Origin of the sequence: Streptomyces corynorhini, from assembly GCF_003346515.1 — a bacterium.
GTDB lineage: Bacteria > Actinomycetota > Actinomycetes > Streptomycetales > Streptomycetaceae > Streptomyces > Streptomyces corynorhini.
The window spans coordinates 1-16,718 of the sequence record NZ_QQNA01000174.1; the positions used below are offsets into that span (position 1 = coordinate 1).

Genomic DNA, 16,718 nt, shown 5'->3' on the forward strand with positions numbered 1-16,718 from the left:
GATCCGGACGACCTCCGCGCCGAAGCGGAACTCCACCCGACGGGTCAGACACCGTTCGTACACGGCGCGGAGGTCGTCCGGATCGTCGAGAAGGACGGAGCCGCCGCCGGGGTCGAGTTGGCGGACGGTACGGTCGCGCCGGCCGACCGCGTCGTGGCGGGCGTGGCGCCCGGACGCCTGGTCGCGCGGGCCCTCGACAGGGACGGCGACGTGGGGCCGCGCGGGACGGACCGCTCCGGGAGCGGCGCCGGTCAGGTGCCGGGCCGGTTCACGGTGCTGCTGTCGCTGCGCGGCGCCCGGGACCCGGACGCCGCGCACCGTACGGTCGTGCACTCCCCCGACGGATCCGCCGAGGCCGCCGATGTCTTCGCGGGCCGGACCGCCGCCCTCCCCACGGTCACGGTGACCCGCCCCGACGACCCGGCGACGCGCCCGGACGAGGGCCACGAGGCGGTGACGCTCACCGCGACCGTGGCGGCGCACACTCCGCTCGACTGGTCGGACCCCGCGCTGCGCGAGCGGTACGCCGATGTGCTGGCGGAGCGTGCCGGGGCGGCGCTGCCGGGGCTGGCGCAGCGGCTGATCCGGCGCGAGGTGCGCACCCCGGCCGACACCGAGGCGCAGACCGGCGCCGCGGGTGGTTCGGTGCCGCCACCGGCGCTGGCCGGGGGCTCGGGAGGGTTTCTGTATCCCGCCAACTCCACCCGTCTGACCGGGCTTTACCGGGCGGGCGGCTGGGCGCACCCGGGCGGCGGGCTCGCGCACGCCGGGATGTCGGGGGCGCTGGTGGCCGGACTGATCGTGGAGGGCGCGGAGTTCCGGGGCTCGCGGTGAGCGGCGACGGCTCGGCGAGCCGTCGCCGCGCGCCCGCCCGCCGCTTCTCCCCGCTCCCCGGCCCTCTCCTTCAGCCCTCGCTCCCCCGCTCCCGCCGCGTGGAGCGAGGCCGGTGACATCGCGTCACCGGCCTCGCGGATACGTGTGATCGACGCGGTCGTCAGTAGCGGTACCGCTGGTCGTTGTAGTGCGGGTCGTAGTCCTGCTGCGGGGGCTGTTCGCCCGGGACGGGCGGGAACGCGTTCTCGTCGCGCTCGCGCTGCTGCGGGACCCAGACCCCGCCGGGCGGGGTGTCGCCCGCGTACTGCCGGCTGTCGTAGGGGTCGGCGTACTGCTGCCTGCCGCCGCCGAAGCCGTCGTACGTGCCGTACTGCCCGGCGCCGTCGGCCGGGGAGCCGGTGGTCTGGGGGGCGTGGGACGTGCCGACGTACGGGTCGGAGTAGGCGGCGTACTGCTGCTCGCCGGTCGCGTTCCCGTAGTCGTAGTGCGGGCTGTAGGCGTCCTGCGCCGCGTACGCGTCCTGGCCGGGGTAGTTGGTGCCGTACGCGTCCTGGCCCGGGTAGGCGTCCTTGCCCGCGTACCCGTCCTGGCCGCTGTAGGCGTCCTGGCCGCTGTAGGCGTCCTGAGCGGCGTAGGAGTCCTGGCTCGCGTAGCCCTCCCGCGTCCCGCTCGCGAAGACGTCCTGGTCCGCCCGGTCCGGGGAGTAGCCCGGTGCGGCCGGATAGGCGTCGAAGGCGCCCCAGCCGTCGGTGTCCTGTCCCCGCCCCTGGCCTTGGCCCTGGTCCTGGCCCTGGTCCTGGCCCTGGTCCTGGCCCTGGTCCCGGGAGGCGGTCGCGGAGTGCGCGCCCTCCCGGTTGTCGTCGTACACGCCGTACTGCCCGGTGTCGTCGGGCATCGGCTCGGCCGTGTACAGCGACGCGGGGTCGGTGGCCGGGACGACCGGCTCGTACTCCAGGTCCGAGACCTCGAGCGCGGGTTCGCGGTCGGGCGCCCCCGAACTCCCCGCCTTCCGGCGGCGGCTGACGCCGGGGCTGCCGCCGATCGACCAGCCGGTGGCGAAGCCGCTGCGGAACGAGAGGGTCACATACGTCTGGCCGACCGCGAAGGCGATGGCGCCGACCGCGATGACGAAGACCTGTGGAATCAGGACTCCGAGGACCACCACGACGAATCCGGCGAAGGCGAGGAGCCGCCAGCGCAGCCGCGCCTTGTACTGGAGCAGTACTTCACCGAGCAACCACAGGGCCACGATGCCGAATGCGATGTAGAGGACCGTCCAGCCCATGCGCGCCCCTCTCCTGCGGCCACCCGTCCGGGAGGGAGCGGGTACGGCCGGTCACGACTGCTCGTGCAGTCCGAGATTCTCGTAGATTTCGAGCGTCGCCGTGGAGTTGTTGAGTGTGATGAAGTGCAAGCCGGGGACACCCTCGGAGAGCAGCTCGGCACAGAACTCCGTCGCGAACTCGATGCCAATGGAGCGTACAGCGGCCGGATCCTCCTTGACCGAGAGGATCCGCTCTTTCAGCTCGGGCGGGAAGACGGCGGTGGAAAGCCGCGGCAGCCGCTCCAGCATCTTGATGCTCGTGACGGGCATGATCTCGGGAATGATCGGTGTCGCGCAACCGGCGGCGGCGACCCGGTCGCGCAGCCGGAGGTAGCCCTCGGGGTCGAAGAACATCTGGGTGATGGCGTAATCGGCCCCGGCGCGGCACTTGTCGACGAAGTGCCGGGTGTCCGATTCCCAGTCCGCCGAGCGTGGATGCATCTCGGGGAAGGCGGCCACGCCGACACAGAAATCTCCGGCCTCCTTGATGAGACCGACCAGTTCGGCGGCGTAGCGCACGCCCTCCGGGTGGTCGACCCACTCGCCCATGGGGTCGCCGGGCGGGTCGCCCCGTACGGCGAGGATGTTGCGGATCCCGACGTCGGCGTACCGGCCGACCATGTTGCGCAGCTCGGCGACGGACTGGCCGACCGCCGTCAGATGCGCGACGGGGGTGAGTGTGGTGTCGGCGGCGATGCGCTCGGTCGCCCTGACCGTTCCGGCGCGGGTGGAGCCCCCGGCGCCGTAGGTCACGGAGACGAAGCTCGGCGCGACGGCCTCGACCCGGCGCAGCGCGTTCCAGAGGTTGCGCTCGCCCTTTTCGGTCTTGGGCGCCCAGAACTCGAACGAATAGGACGTTTTTCCTGAGGCGAGCAGATCGCGCACGGTCCGTGCGTGATCCGATCTGGTCGAAGCTGTGCCGAGGGCCATATGTGCAGGTTAGCCAGGGCCCGCCGGTAGCCCCAACCGAACCGGGAACATTTGACGGTAATGCCGGGTAACTGGCCGGATCCGTTGTCCACATTCCGATACCGGTGGCCGGCCGGGCCGGTACGGCGGCCCGTACCGGCCGGTCAGCGGGGTGAGCGGGCGCCCTCGTCGCGTTCCCGTACGCGCTTGGCCAGGGCCGCCGTCGCCGCCGCCGGATCGTCGGCCTCGGTGATCGCGCGGACGACGACGATCCTGCGGGCTCCGGCGTCCAGCACCTCGTCGAGGTTGGCCGCGTCGATGCCGCCGATGGCGAACCACGGACGGCGCGGGGCGAGCGCCGCCGCGTACCGCACGAGACCGAGGCCGGGGGCGGGCCGTCCTGGCTTGGTGGGGGTGGGCCAGCAGGGGCCCGTGCAGAAGTAGTCCACGCCGGGCTCGGCGACGGCCGCGTCCACCTCGGCCTCGGAGTGGGTGGAGCGGCCGATCAGCGGGGCGCTCCCGAGGATGGCGCGGGCCGCCGGGACGGGCAGGTCGCCCTGGCCCAGGTGCAGCACGTCGGAGCCGATGGCGTGGGCGACATCGGCCCGGTCGTTCACGGCGAGGAGGCGGCCGTGTCTGCGGCAGGCGTCCGCGAAGACCCGGAGATGGTCCAGCTCCTCGGCCGCCTCCATGCCCTTGTCGCGGAGCTGGACGATGTCCACGCCGGACGCGAGCACGGCGTCGAGGAACTCGGGCAGGTCGCCCTGGCGCCGACGGGCGTCCGTGCAGAGGTAGAGCCGGGCGTCGGCCGGCGGCCGGTCGGCCGTGGGCATGGGAGGTCCCCCCGTTGGGTCGGTTCGGCGGGTGCGCGGCGGCGCCGTGCCACCAGGGCACGGCGGGCGCCGCCGCGCACCGCGGACGGCGATGGCGTCAGACGGCGAGCGCCTGGGCCCGGCGCTTCACCTCCGTGCCGCGATTCTCACTGAGGGCCTGCGCGGGCGTGCCCGGCAGGCTGGGGTCGGGAGTGAAGAGCCACTCCAGCATCTCTTCGTCGGTGAAGCCGTCGTCCCTCAGCAGCGTCAGGGTGCCGCTGAGGCCCTTGACGACCTTGTCGCCGTCGATGAAGGCGGCGGGCACCTGAAGCGCTCTGTTCTCCCCGCGCCGCACGGCGATCAGCTGGCCTTCCTTGACCAGCTGCCGCACACGCGTCACCTCGACATCGAACATTTCGGCGATATCGGGCAGGTGGAGCCAGGCGGGGACGAGAGCATCGATCTTTGCGTCAATCTCGGTCACAGGACAAGCGTGCCATCCCGGACTGACAGTCGGTAGCCAAGGCCCGCTGAACGGGCCGTCCCCGCGCCGCGACCGTACCCGCCCGTGACCGCCGTACCCACCCGCGACCGGCGCGGCAGGCGCGGCAGGCGTGACCGGTGCGGCAGGCGTGACCGCCGTGACCGCCGCGGCAGGCTCAGCGGACCGCCTTGCGCAGCGGTACGGCCGGGTCCGCCGCCACGTCCACGGCGAGCCGCGCGCCCGCCTCGATCAGCTTCCTGCCCTGCGCCAGGTCCCGGGGCCTGCCGACGGCCAGCAGCGCCACCAGCACCCCGTCCCGCAGCCACAGCGCCGACCAGGACGCGCCCGCCGGGTCGCCGCGCCGCACCAGGGTGTCGGCCGCCGCGTGGTGGCCCGCGTACTGCGCGAACCGGCCGAACTGCTCCGACCAGAAGTACGGCACCGGGTCGTAGACCCGCTCGCTCTCGCCGACGATCTGCGCGGCGACCGTGCGCGGCCCCTGGAGCGCGTTGTCCCAGTGGTGGACGAGGAGCCGCTCCCCGTAGCGGGCCGAAGGGAAGGACGCGCAGTCGCCGACCGCGTACACGTCGGGCAGCGAGGTGCGCAGCCGCTCGTCGGCGGTGACGGAGCCGTCAGGACCGAGCGCGATGCCCGAGCCGGCCAGCCACCGCGTCGCGGGCCGCGCGCCGATGCCGACGACCACCGCGTCGGCGGGCAGCCGCCGGCCGTCGGCGAGCGTCACCGCGCCCGGCTCCACGGCGGCCACCCGCGCGTCGGTGAGCAGTTCGGCGCCGCTCTCCGCGTACCAGCCGGTCATCGGGGCCGCGACCTCGGCGGGCAGCGCGCCCGCCAGCGGCCGGTCCGCCGCTTCGACGACCGTCACCGCGCACCCGGCCTCGCGGGCCGCCGTGGTGAACTCCGCGCCGATCCAGCCCGCTCCGACGACCACGATCCGCTGCCGCCGGGCCAGAACGGGGCGCAGCCGGTCCGCGTCGTCCAGCGTCCGCAGCGGATGGACCCCGGCGACGCCCGCCGAGCCGGGCAGCGCGATCGGCTCCGCGCCGCTGGCGAGCACGAGCACGCCGTACGGGACGGGTCCCTCCGCCGTGTCCAGCTCGCGGTCGGCGGGGCGCACCCCGGTGACGTGGAGGCCGAGCCGCAGATCGACGGAGAGCGCCGCGAAGTCGATGTCGAAGGCCGAGCTGTCGGCTTTGCCGAGCAGCAGCGCCTTGGAGAGCGGCGGCCGGTCGTAAGGCGGGTGCGGTTCGGCGCCGATCAGCGTGATCGGCGCCCGGTAGCCCTTCTCCCGCAGCGCGACGGCCGTCTGGACGCCGGCCATGCCCGCCCCCACGACGACGGCGCCCGGCTCCCCGGACCCCCGTCCCTGATGTGCCTGCTCTTCTCGGTGTCCCCGCTGCTCCGGCTCGCTCACCCGGTCACCTTAGAGGCCGCGCGCACGCAGTGGGGCGGCGTCGCGGGCGATGGGCGGCGCCCGCCGGGCGGGCGCGCCGAGGCGGGCCCCGCCCGCACCGGGCCGTTCCTGCGGGCCGGACCGGGCGTTAGTCTGACGGGCGACACTACCTCGCGGGAGTCCGGACGCACCGGGCTGAGAGGGAGGCTGACGCGGCCTCCGACCGTACGAACCTGATCCGGGTCATGCCGGCGAAGGGAGGGGCTGGACGCCCATGCAGTCGTCTCGTACCGGTCGCACCGGCAGTGACGTCCTCGTCGTCGGGGGCGGGATCATCGGTCTCGTCACCGCCTGGCGGGCCGCGCAGCGGGGGCTGAGCGTCGCCGTCGCCGATCCCGACCCGGGCGGCGGGGCCGCGCGGGTCGCGGCGGGCATGCTCGCCGCCGTCACCGAACTCCACCACGGCGAGCAGACCCTGCTCGGCCTCAACCTGGCCTCCGCCGAGCGCTATCCGGCCTTCGTCGCCGAGCTGGAGGCCGCGAGCGGGCAGCGGACCGGCTACCGCGCGTGCGGCACGCTCGCCGTCGCGCTCGACACCGACGACCGCGCCGAGCTGCGTGAACTCCACGCGCTCCAGCGGGCTTCGGGGCTGGACGCGACGTGGCTGACCGGGCGCGAGTGCCGCCGCCTCGAACCGATGCTGGCGCCCGGCGTGCGCGGCGGCCTGCGGGTCGACGGGGACCACCAGATCGACCCCAGACGGCTCGCGAGCGCCCTGCTGACGGCGTGCGAGCGCGCCGGGGTCGTCCTGCACCGCGACCGGGCCGCCCGGCTCACCGTCGTACGCGACCGGGCCGTCGGCGCCGTCCTGGCCGACGGGCGCGCGCTCGGCGCCGATCAGGTGGTGCTGGCCGCGGGCAGCCTCAGCGGCCGGCTCGACGGCGTACCGGACGAGGCGCGCCCTCCCGTACGGCCCGTCAAGGGCCAGGTGCTGCGGCTGCGCGTGGAGCGCCCGTACGCGCCGTTCCTGAGCAGGACCGTACGGGCCGTGGTGCGCGGCGGCCCGGTCTATCTGGTGCCGCGCGCCGACGGCGAGCTGGTCGTCGGCGCCACCAGCGAGGAGCTGGGCTGGGACACCACCGTCACGGCGGGCGGGGTGTACGCGCTGCTGCGCGACGCGCACGAGCTGGTCCCCGGCATCACCGAGCTGCCGCTCACCGAGACCCGCGCCGGGCTGCGCCCCGGCTCGCCGGACAACGCGCCGATGCTGGGGCCCACCACGCTGCCGGGGCTGAGCCTGGCCACCGGCCACTACCGCAACGGCGTGCTGCTGACGCCCGTGACCGGCGAGGTGCTGGCCGAGGTGCTGACCACCGGCGCGCCGCCGGACTTCGCGCGGGCCTTCACGCCCCTGCGCTTCGGTCCGGCCTCCCCGGCCTCCCCTGCCTCCCCTGCCTCCCCGCACCCGCCCGTACGTCTGGAGCGCACCGCATGACCGACCGACCCGGCACACCGCGTCCGACGCCCGCCGCCGCTGTCCCGGTGCGCGTCCTGGTGAACGGCGAGCCGCGCGAGTTCGCCGCGCCGGCCGCCCTCGACACCGTCGTCCGCACTCTCACCCGGGCCCCCTCGGGCGTCGCCGCCGCCGTCAACGAGACGGTCGTACCGCGCACCCGGTGGGCCGCGACCTCCCTACGGGAGGGCGACCGGGTCGAAATCCTCACCGCCGTCCAGGGAGGCTGACCGGCATGGCCGACGCACCGCTCACCCCAGCCACACCACTCACCACAGACGCACCAGTCGCCACAGAGACACCACTCGCCGCCAACACCCCGCGCCTCACCGACGACCCGTTGGTCATCGCAGGCACCTCCTTCGGCTCCCGGCTGATCATGGGGACCGGCGGCGCGCCCAGCCTCGATGTGCTGGAGCGGTCCCTGACCGCCTCCGGGACGGAGCTGACCACCGTCGCGATGCGCCGCCTCGACCCGACCGTCCAGGGCTCCGTGCTCTCCGTCCTGGGCTCCCTGGGCATCCGGGCGCTGCCCAACACCGCCGGTTGTTTCACCGCGGGAGAGGCGGTCCTGACCGCCCGGCTGGCCCGCGAGGCGCTCGGTACGGACTGGGTGAAGCTGGAGGTCGTCGCGGACGAGCGCACCCTGCTGCCCGACCCGGTCGAGCTGCTCGACGCGGCGGAGACGCTGGTGGACGACGGTTTCACCGTCCTGCCGTACACCAACGACGATCCGGTGCTGGCGCGCAGGCTGGAGGAGGCGGGGTGCGCGGCGATCATGCCGCTGGGCTCCCCGATCGGCTCCGGGCTCGGCATCCGCAACCCGCACAACTTCCAGCTGATCGTGGAGCGGGCGCGGGTGCCGGTGATCCTCGACGCGGGCGCGGGCACCGCGTCGGACGCGGCCCTCGCGATGGAGCTGGGCTGCGCCGCGGTGATGCTCGCCTCGGCCGTGACCCGCGCGCGGAAGCCGGTCCTGATGGCGGAGGCGATGCGGCACGCGGTCGCGGCGGGCCGGCTCGCGTACCGCGCGGGCCGGATCCCGCGCCGCCACTTCGCGACGGCCTCGTCCCCCGCGGAGGGAATCGCGGAGCTGGATCCGGAGCTGGATCCGGAGCTGGATCCGGAGCGTCCGGCCTTCTCCTGAGGGGCCCGCGTACGGGGCCCGGGACACGGGTCCGTCACAGCTGCGCTGCAGTACCCGGGCCGGTCAGCCCGGGTGTCGGTCGCGGCTCGTAGACTCGGCAGCGTGGATACGACCCTTCAGGACCCCATCGTCGGGCAGCTGCTCGACGGCCGCTATCGCGTCGACGCGCGCATCGCCGTCGGCGGCATGGCCACGGTCTACCGGGCCGTCGACATCCGGCTCGACCGGGTGCTCGCCCTCAAGGTGATGCACCCGGCGCTCGCCACCGACGCCACCTTCGTGGAGCGGTTCATCCGCGAGGCCAAGGCGGTCGCGCGGCTGTCGCACCCCAATATCGTCGGGGTCTTCGACCAGGGCGCCGAGGGCGCGTACGTCTATCTGGCGATGGAGTACGTCGCGGGGTGCACGCTGCGCGACGTCCTGCGGGAGCGCGGCGCGCTGCGGCCCAGGGCCGCGCTGGACATCCTGGAGCCGGTGCTGGCCGCGCTCGGGGCCGCGCACCGGGCGGGGTTCGTCCACCGCGACATGAAGCCGGAGAACGTGCTGATAGGGGACGACGGCCGGGTCAAGGTCGCCGACTTCGGTCTGGTGCGCGCCGTGGGCGATGTCACCAACACGACGGGGACGGTCCTCGGGACGGTCTCGTATCTCGCGCCCGAGCAGATCGAGCAGGGCACGTCCGACACCCGCGTCGACGTGTACGCCTGCGGGGTCGTCCTGCACGAGATGCTGACCGGCGCCAAGCCGCACGGCGGGGACACCCCCGCGCAGGTGCTCTATCTGCATCTCAACGAGGACGTGCCCGCGCCCTCGGCGGCCGTCCCGGGGCTCGCGCCCGAGCTGGACGAGCTGGTCGCGGCGGCCACCGCGCGCGACCCCGGGCGGCGCCCGGACGACGCGGTGGAGCTGCTCGCCCGGGTGCGCGCGGCCCGCGCCGCGCTCACCGAGGCGCAGCTCGACGCCGTACCGCCGAAGGAGAAGCCGGAGCCCGCGTCGGGCACCGGCTCGGAGAACCGCACGACGGTGATCCCGCGCGCCCTGTCCGTCGAGGTGAACAGGACCAGCCGACTGGAGACGGCGCCCGCCGGGCCCACCCCGTCCGACCGGTCATGGCGGCCGGGCCGGATCGCCGCCATGCCGCGGCGCGGAATCGTCGCCGTGGTCCTCGGGGTACTGCTGGCGCTCGGCGCGGGCGCCGGGGTCTGGTACATCAACTCGGGCCAGTTCACCCGCGTCCCCTCGCTGCTCGGCCAGAGCGAGCAGGACGCCAGGAAGCGGCTCGCGGACGAGGGACTCGACGCGAAGGTCACGAAGGACTTCAGCGAAGCGTTCCAGCGCGGCACGGTGATGCGCACCGACCCCGAGCCCCGCTCGCGCGTCCGGGGCAGCGGCCCGGTGACGCTGGTCATCTCGCGCGGCCCCGAGATCGTCCAGGTCCCCGAGCTGGAGGGCCGGCCGCTCGCCGAGGCGCGCGCCGCGCTCAAGAAGGCGGGGCTGGCCCCGGGAGCGGTCACCCAGGAGTTCAGCGACGACATCGGCCAGGGCTCCGTGATCAGCACGAAACCGGGTCCGGGGGCGGACGCGCGGCCCGACTCCGGGGTCGCGCTGGTGGTGAGCAAGGGCGCCGCGATCGAGGTCCCCGATGTCGGCGGGAAGCCGCTGGACAGCGCCACCGCCGAGCTGAAGGACGCGGGGCTCACGGTCGAGGTAGCGGACGGACGGGTGAACTCGACGGTGCCCGAGGGCTCCGTCGCCGAGCAGTCGGTCGCCGAGGGCACCCGGCTGGCCAAGGGCGACACGGTCACGCTGACGGTCTCCAAGGGCCCGCGCATGGTCTCCGTACCCGATGTGACCGGGCAGAAGACGGACGACGCCAGGAAGGCGCTGGAGGCGGCGGGGTTCCAGGTCGAGGAGGAGCGCAGCTTCCCCTTCCTCGGCGACACGGTGGGCAAGCAGTCCGTCGCGGGCGGCGAGCAGGCCCCCGAGGGCAGCACGATCACCCTCACGACGAAGGGACTGTAGAGCCATGCGCAACCCTGTCGGCGGCCATGTGCCCGTGGCCGGCGGCCTGGCCTCGGTCGGCCTCGGCTACGCCCGCGAGCTGGCGGCCGAGGCCGTCCAGGTCTTCGTCGCCAACCCGCGCGGCTGGGCGACGCCCGCCGGGAACCCGGCGCAGGACGAGCTGTTCCGCGCCGGGTGCGCGGAGGGCCGGATCCCCGCGTACGTGCACGCCCCGTATCTGATCAACTTCGGCTCGCACACCGAGGCGACCGCCGAGAAGTCCGTGGAGTCGCTGCGCCACAGCCTGCGCAGGGGACGGGAGATCGGCGCGCTGGGCGTGGTGGTGCACACGGGCTCGGCGACGGGCGGCCGGCCCCGTGAGGTGGCCCTCGCGCAGGTACGGGAGCGGATGCTGCCGCTCCTGGACGAACTGACCCACGACGACGATCCGTTCCTGCTGCTGGAGTCGACGGCCGGCCAGGGCTTCTCGCTCTGCTCCAGGACCTGGGACTTCGGCCCGTACTTCGAGGCGCTCGACGCCCACCCCAAGCTGGGCGTCTGCCTGGACACCTGCCACATCTTCGCCGCCGGGCACGACCTGACCGGGCCGCACGGGATGCGGCAGACGCTGGACCTGCTGGTGGAGACGGTCGGCGAGGGGCGGCTCAAGCTGATCCACGCCAACGACTCCAAGGACGTGGCGGGCGCGCACAAGGACCGCCACGAGAACATCGGGGCGGGGCGGATCGGGGAGGAACCGTTCCGCGAGCTGTTCTCGCATCCGGCGACCGAGGGCGTGCCGCTGGTGATCGAGACGCCGGGCGGCAGGGACGGGCACGCGGCGGACGTGGAGCGGCTGAAGAAGCTGCGCGACGGCTGATCCACCGCGCCGCCGCGACCGGGCCCCGCAACGGCGACCGGGCATCCGGGCCGCGACCGGGCATCCGCGCCGCGACCGGGCCCCGCACGGTGACCGGGTGCCCTCAGAGTTCCGGGCCGTCGCCCGGGGCCTCCTGGTACGAGTAGCGCTGCTCGGCCCACGGGTCACCGACGTTGTGGTAGCCGCGCTCCTCCCAGAAGCCGCGCCGGTCGGCCGTCATGTATTCCACGCCCCTGACCCATTTCGGGCCCTTCCACGCGTACAGCCCCGGCACGACGAGCCGGGCCGGGAATCCGTGTTCCGCGGTGAGCAGTTCCCCGTCCTTGTGGGTGGCGAAGATCGTACGGTCGGAGACGAAGTCGGCGAACCGCAGATTCGCGCTGAAGCCGTATTCGGCCCAGACCATCACGTGGGTGACTCCCGGCGCGGGCGGCGCGAGTTCCACGATCGTACGGGCGGGAACACCGCCCCATTCGGCCCCCAGCATGCTGAACTTCGTGACGCAGTGGAGATCGGCGACGACCGTGGAGAACGGCAGCGCCGCGAATTCATCGTGATTCCAGCAGTGTTTGCCGCCGTCCGCCGTGGCTCCGAAGACCCGGAACTCCCAGCGTTCCGGCCGGAACTTCGGCACAGGGCCGTAATGCGTGACCGGCCAGCCGCGCTGCAGCCGCTGCCCCGGCGGTAGCTCGGACGTTCCCGGCTCGCGATGCTCCCGGCTCTCCGGCTGACCCATGTCTTCCATGGTGACAGACCGGCGGGGATGGTCGTGACCAGCCGCGGGGCCGATTCGGGCAACTCCTACTAAGCATGCACTTACTGGACGGCCCGTCGGCGACGGTGCAAAGATGCGCGCATTCCCGCTCCACCACCCGCCAGAAAGGAGTCTCTGCGATGCAGGGCGACCCCGAGGTCATTGAATTCCTCAATGAGCAGCTGACTGCCGAACTGACCGCGATCAACCAGTACTTTCTGCACGCGAAGATGCAGGAGAACTTCGGCTGGACCAAGCTCGCCAAGTACACGCGCGCCGAATCATTCGACGAGATGAAGCACGCCGAGCTGCTCACCGACCGGATTCTCTTCCTGGACGGACTGCCCAACTATCAGCGGCTGTTCCACGTACGGGTCGGCCAGACCGTCACCGAGATGTTCCAGGCGGACCGGCAGGTCGAGGTGGAGGCGATCGACCGGCTGAAGCGCGGGATCGACGTCATGCGCGCCAAGGGGGACCACACGTCCAAGGGGATCTTCGAATCGATCCTGGAGGACGAGGAGCACCACATCGACTATCTGGACACCCAGCTGGAACTGGTCGGGAAACTCGGCGAGGCGCTCTACATCACGCAGCTCATCGAGCAGCCCGACAGCTGAGCCGAAACGCGGCCAGGTCCGGGCGCAGACCGGGCTGGGGTCTTTCGTTTGGATCAGCCCGGCATGATCCGAACGAGAGGCCCTAGGCCGCTTCGGGAAGGGCCGCGGGAGCCGCGTCCGGGGCCGCGGCGAGCACCTCGGAGAGCGCGCCGGGCGAGCCCTGGTCGAGCAGCTCACGGCGCGGGCAGCCGCCGCGCCCCAGGAGCGACTGGATTCGGCGTACGCACGAGCCGCAGTCGGTCCCGGCCTTGCTGGCGGAGGCGATCTGCCGGGGCGTGCACGCCCCGGCCGCCGCGTGTTCCCTGACCTGTGTCTCGGTGATGCCGAAGCACGAGCAGACGTACACGCGGTTCACCTCCCGGTGGGGTCGTGGGCGGGGTCTTCGGCCTGGCCACCCCGAACTTTCGGTGAGGCTAACCTAACCTTACCCGCCACGGGGTGCGCGGAAAAGTCCCGGAAACGGCAGTGGGGTACGGATCACATCGATCCGTACCCCACTGACGTACCCCACTGACGTACCCGACTGCCGTACCGCCCGGCCACCGCCGGGCCACGCCTGCCGCCCGGTGCGGCCTACTGGTCGCGGTACATCTCGGCGACGAGGAAGGCCAGGTCGAGCGACTGGCTGCGGTTGAGCCTCGGGTCGCAGGCCGTCTCGTAGCGCTGGTGCAGGTCGTCCACGAAGATCTCGTCGCCGCCGCCCACGCACTCGGTGACATCGTCACCGGTCAGCTCGACATGGATGCCGCCGGGGTGGGTCCCCAGGGCCTTGTGCACCTCGAAGAAGCCCTTGACCTCGTCGAGCACGTCGTCGAAGCGGCGGGTCTTGTGGCCGGAGGCCGCCTCGAAGGTGTTGCCGTGCATCGGGTCGGTCACCCAGGCGACCGTGGCGCCGGTGGCCGTGACCTTCTCGACCAGCTCGGGCAGCTTGTCCCTGACCTTGTCGGCGCCCATCCGGACGATAAAGGTCAGCCTGCCGGGCTCGCGGTCCGGGTCGAGCCGGTCGATGTAGGTGAGCGCGTCGTCCACCGTCGTGGTCGGGCCGAGCTTGATCCCGATCGGGTTGCTGACCTTGGAGGCGAACTCGATGTGCGCGCCGTCCAGCTGGCGGGTGCGCTCCCCGATCCAGAGCATGTGGCCCGACACGTCGTACAACCGGCCCGTACGGGAGTCGACGCGGGTCAGCGCCGTCTCGTAGTCCAGCAGGAGCGCCTCGTGCGACGAGAAGAACTCGACGGTGCGGAACTCGGCCGGGTCGGTGCCCGCCGCCTTCATGAAGTTCAGCGCGTTGTCGATCTCCCGGGCGAGCTGCTCGTAGCGCTGGCCCGAGGGGGACGACTTGACGAAGTCCTGGTTCCAGGCGTGCACCTGGCGCAGGTCGGCGTAGCCGCCGGTGGTGAAGGCGCGCACCAGGTTGAGGGTCGCGGCGGACGCGTGGTACATCCGCTTGAGCCGCTCGGGGTCGGGGACGCGGTCCTTCTCGTTGAACGCGAAGCCGTTGACCGAGTCGCCCCGGTAGGTGGGCAGGGTCACGCCGTCGCGGGTCTCGGTGCCCTTGGAGCGCGGCTTCGAGTACTGACCGGCGATCCGGCCGACCTTCACCACCGGCACGGACGCCGCGTAGGTGAGGACGGCACCCATCTGGAGCAGCGTCTTGAGCTTGTTGCGGATGTGGTCGGCGGATACGGCGTCGAACGCCTCGGCGCAGTCGCCGCCCTGGAGCAGGAACGCCTCGCCCTTGGCGACCGCGCCCATCCGGGCCCGCAGCTGGTCGCACTCGCCCGCGAAGACCAGCGGAGGATAGCTCTCCAGCTCCGCGACGACCTCGCGCAGGGCCGCCCGGTCCGGATACTCCGGCTGCTGGGCAGCGGGGAGTTCCTGCCAGGACGGCACGTGGGGCGTGGGCTTCTCGGCATTCACTGTCACGTGGACCAGATTACGTGGTCGGCGGTGGCGGTACGCGCGGCGCTCACAGTGTGGAACGCGGGGGCGGCCGGGATGCGCTAGGGTGCCGCTCATGTTCGCGCTTTCGTATCAGACCTGGTGGTGGACCGCTCGTCCGGCGGCCCACTGATTCTGCGCGCGTCACGAATCGCGAAGGCCGCCCGAGGGGCGGCCTTCAGTGTTTTCCGGGGGCCGGGACACCGGCCGGGAAGGCGGGCCGTTCCTCTCCTCAGGAAGGAACACCGCCCATGACCACTCCCCCGCTCAGCCGCCTCGTCGACCGGCTCGGCGCCCCCGACTGCCCGCCCTTCGCGCTGCTGCGCCGCCGCGCCCCCGGCCGCGATCCGGGGGTGGTGGAGCTGCTGATCGGCTCCGTGCGCGAGGTGGACCGGCTGGCCGACCTCCCGGACGGCTCCGCCGGGCCCGCGCTCGCCCTGGTGCCGTTCCGGCAGATCGCGGAGCGCGGCTTCGACGTACGGGACGACGGGACGCCGCTGGCCGTGCTGGTCGCCGACGAGACGTACGAGCTGCCGCTCGACGCGCTCATGGCGGAGCTGCCCGCCCATGACGTACGGGTCGAGGACGGCGCCTTCGACGTCGACGACGAGGCGTACGCGCGGATCGTGCGGCGGGTCGTCGAGGACGAGATCGGCCGGGGCGAGGGCGCCAACTTCGTGGTGCGGCGGACCTTCGAGGGGCGCGTCGCGGGCTTCGGCACGCCGGACGCGCTGGCGCTCTTCCGGCGGCTGCTGGCGGGTGAGCGGGGCGCGTACTGGACGTTCCTCGTGCACACGGGCGGGCGCACCCTGGTCGGCGCGAGCCCCGAGGCGCATGTGCGGATGAGCGGCGGGACGGTCGTGATGAATCCGATCAGCGGCACCTTCCGCTACCCGCCCGGCGGCCCGGACCCGGCGGGGCTGCTGGAGTTCCTCGGCGACCGCAAGGAGACCGACGAGCTGTCCATGGTGGTCGACGAGGAGCTGAAGATGATGTGCGCCGTCGGCGACCGGGGCGGAGTGGTGGTCGGCCCGCGGCTCAAGGAGATGGCCCATCTCGCCCATACGGAGTACGAGTTGCGCGGCCGGTCCTCGCTCGATGTGCGCGAGGTGCTGAGGGAGACGATGTTCGCGGCGACGGTCACCGGCTCGCCCGTGCAGAACGCCTGCCGGGTCATCGGGCGCCACGAGTCGGGCGGGCGCGGCTACTACGGCGGCGCGCTGGCCCTGATCGGGCGGGACGCCGGCGGCGCGCAGACGCTGGACTCGCCCATCGTGATCCGTACGGCGGACATCGACGCCGGGGGCGCGCTGCGGGTGGCGGTCGGTGCGACGCTCGTCCGTGACTCGCACCCCGAGAGCGAGGTGGCCGAGACGCACGCCAAGGCGGCGGGGGTGCTGGCGGCGCTCGGGGCCGCCGCTCCCCGGCCCGCCGCGGAGCCGGTGCGGCGGCTGGCCGACGACCCCCGGGTGCGGGCGGCGCTGGACGCGCGGCGGGCGGACCTCGCGCCGTTCTGGCTGCGGATGCGCACCGGGGCGGCGCCCCTGACCGGTCATGTCCTCGTCGTGGACGGTGAGGACACGTTCACCGCGATGCTCGCCCACCTGCTGCGCTCCTCGGGGCTGGAGGTGACGGTACGGCGGTACGACGAGCCGGGGCTGCGGCGGGAGGCGCTCGCGCACGGCGGCCCGGTGCTGCTCGGTCCCGGGCCCGGTGACCCGGCCGACGGGGGCGACCCGAGGATCCGGCTGCTGCGCGGGCTGGCGGCCGAACTGATCAGGGGCGCCGCGGGGCCGCGCGGGCGCGGTCTGCTGGGCGTCTGTCTCGGCCACGAGCTGATCGCGGCGGAGCTGGGGCTCGACACCGTGCGCAAGCGGGTGCCGTACCAGGGCACGCAGAGCGGGATCGATCTCTTCGGCCGCGCGCGGACCGTCGGCTTCTACAACAGCTTCACCGCGCGCTGCGACGACGCGACGGCGGCGGAGCTGGCGGCGCACGGCGTGGAGGTGAGCCGGGACGGGGCCGACGGGGAGGTGCACGCGCTGCGGGGGCCCGGGTTCGCCTCGGTGCAGTTCCACCCGGAGTCGG

Annotated in this window: 17 protein-coding genes and 1 riboswitch; of the genes, 9 read left to right on the forward strand and 8 right to left on the reverse strand. The window is 73.3% G+C overall.

Annotated elements, in window-relative coordinates; translation table 11 throughout:
• Window positions 1-834 (forward strand): phytoene desaturase family protein (locus tag DVH02_RS21465; protein ID WP_407697660.1); only part of this gene is annotated, 834 nt, incomplete at its 5' end.
• Window positions 835-994: 160 nt separating this feature from the next.
• Here DVH02_RS21465 and DVH02_RS21470 read toward each other — a convergent pair.
• The 5 genes from DVH02_RS21470 to DVH02_RS21490 all read right to left on the reverse strand — a co-directional run bounded on the left by DVH02_RS21470 (window position 995) and on the right by DVH02_RS21490 (window position 5,702).
• Window positions 995-2,119 (reverse strand): hypothetical protein, encoded by a 1,125-nt coding sequence (locus DVH02_RS21470; protein ID WP_114625455.1) that lies wholly within the window; start codon window positions 2,117-2,119, stop codon window positions 995-997.
• A 51-nt stretch (window positions 2,120-2,170) separates the two neighbouring features.
• Window positions 2,171-3,088, reverse strand: a complete 918-nt coding sequence (gene metF / locus DVH02_RS21475; RefSeq protein WP_114625456.1) for a methylenetetrahydrofolate reductase [NAD(P)H] — start codon at window positions 3,086-3,088, stop codon at window positions 2,171-2,173.
• Between the two features lie 143 nt (window positions 3,089-3,231).
• The gene (gene thiE / locus DVH02_RS21480) at window positions 3,232-3,900 is read right to left on the reverse strand and encodes a thiamine phosphate synthase (protein ID WP_114625457.1); all 669 of its coding nucleotides are present in this window, start codon (window positions 3,898-3,900) and stop codon (window positions 3,232-3,234) included.
• Between the two features lie 97 nt (window positions 3,901-3,997).
• The gene (locus DVH02_RS21485) at window positions 3,998-4,363 is read right to left on the reverse strand and encodes an Rv2175c family DNA-binding protein (protein WP_114625458.1); all 366 of its coding nucleotides are present in this window, start codon (window positions 4,361-4,363) and stop codon (window positions 3,998-4,000) included.
• A gap of 175 nt (window positions 4,364-4,538) precedes the next feature.
• The gene (locus tag DVH02_RS21490; RefSeq protein WP_233518367.1) at window positions 4,539-5,702 is read right to left on the reverse strand and encodes an NAD(P)/FAD-dependent oxidoreductase; all 1,164 of its coding nucleotides are present in this window, start codon (window positions 5,700-5,702) and stop codon (window positions 4,539-4,541) included.
• Window positions 5,703-5,937: 235 nt separating this feature from the next.
• Window positions 5,938-6,051: riboswitch (TPP riboswitch) on the forward strand.
• On the opposite strand from DVH02_RS21490, the gene thiO reads away from it, so the two are divergent.
• The 5 genes from thiO to DVH02_RS21515 all read left to right on the forward strand — a co-directional run bounded on the left by thiO (window position 6,049) and on the right by DVH02_RS21515 (window position 11,315).
• Window positions 6,049-7,269 (forward strand): glycine oxidase ThiO, encoded by a 1,221-nt coding sequence (gene thiO / locus DVH02_RS21495; protein WP_114625460.1) that lies wholly within the window; start codon window positions 6,049-6,051, stop codon window positions 7,267-7,269. It overlaps the preceding riboswitch by 3 nt.
• 47 nt (window positions 7,270-7,316) lie before the next feature.
• A complete protein-coding gene (thiS, locus tag DVH02_RS21500; RefSeq protein ID WP_114625467.1) occupies window positions 7,317-7,517 on the forward strand; it encodes a sulfur carrier protein ThiS in 201 nt (66 codons plus the stop codon).
• Window positions 7,518-7,522: 5 nt separating this feature from the next.
• Window positions 7,523-8,434 carry a thiazole synthase gene (locus tag DVH02_RS21505; RefSeq protein ID WP_267899073.1) on the forward strand — a complete coding sequence of 304 codons (912 nt, stop codon included), beginning with the start codon at window positions 7,523-7,525 and terminating at the stop codon, window positions 8,432-8,434.
• Between the two features lie 102 nt (window positions 8,435-8,536).
• The gene (gene pknB / locus DVH02_RS21510) at window positions 8,537-10,456 is read left to right on the forward strand and encodes a Stk1 family PASTA domain-containing Ser/Thr kinase (RefSeq protein WP_199566365.1); all 1,920 of its coding nucleotides are present in this window, start codon (window positions 8,537-8,539) and stop codon (window positions 10,454-10,456) included.
• A 4-nt stretch (window positions 10,457-10,460) separates the two neighbouring features.
• Entirely contained in the window at window positions 10,461-11,315 is an 855-nt protein-coding gene (locus DVH02_RS21515; RefSeq protein WP_114625461.1) for a deoxyribonuclease IV, read from the forward strand.
• Window positions 11,316-11,418: 103 nt separating this feature from the next.
• On the opposite strand, the gene DVH02_RS21520 is transcribed toward DVH02_RS21515, so the two are convergent.
• Window positions 11,419-12,051, reverse strand: a complete 633-nt coding sequence (locus DVH02_RS21520) for a sulfite oxidase-like oxidoreductase (RefSeq protein ID WP_114625462.1) — start codon at window positions 12,049-12,051, stop codon at window positions 11,419-11,421.
• 158 nt (window positions 12,052-12,209) lie between these two features.
• Here DVH02_RS21520 and bfr point away from each other — a divergent pair, with 158 nt between their 5' ends.
• Entirely contained in the window at window positions 12,210-12,689 is a 480-nt protein-coding gene (gene bfr / locus DVH02_RS21525; protein ID WP_114625463.1) for a bacterioferritin, read from the forward strand.
• A gap of 82 nt (window positions 12,690-12,771) precedes the next feature.
• Here bfr and DVH02_RS21530 read toward each other — a convergent pair whose 3' ends face one another.
• Together DVH02_RS21530 and DVH02_RS21535 are read right to left on the reverse strand one after the other, a co-directional pair.
• Window positions 12,772-13,044: a (2Fe-2S)-binding protein gene (locus tag DVH02_RS21530; protein ID WP_114625464.1), complete on the reverse strand. Its 273-nt coding sequence runs from the start codon at window positions 13,042-13,044 to the stop codon at window positions 12,772-12,774.
• A gap of 218 nt (window positions 13,045-13,262) precedes the next feature.
• Complete coding sequence (locus DVH02_RS21535; RefSeq protein ID WP_407697661.1) at window positions 13,263-14,615, reverse strand: class II 3-deoxy-7-phosphoheptulonate synthase; 1,353 nt, start codon at window positions 14,613-14,615, stop codon at window positions 13,263-13,265.
• A 91-nt stretch (window positions 14,616-14,706) separates the two neighbouring features.
• On the opposite strand from DVH02_RS21535, the gene DVH02_RS37175 reads away from it, so the two are divergent.
• Complete coding sequence (locus DVH02_RS37175) at window positions 14,707-14,763, forward strand: trp operon leader peptide (RefSeq protein ID WP_114625470.1); 57 nt, start codon at window positions 14,707-14,709, stop codon at window positions 14,761-14,763.
• A 118-nt stretch (window positions 14,764-14,881) separates the two neighbouring features.
• A partial coding sequence (locus DVH02_RS21545) for an anthranilate synthase family protein (RefSeq protein ID WP_114625466.1) occupies window positions 14,882-16,718 on the forward strand: 1,837 nt, incomplete at its 3' end.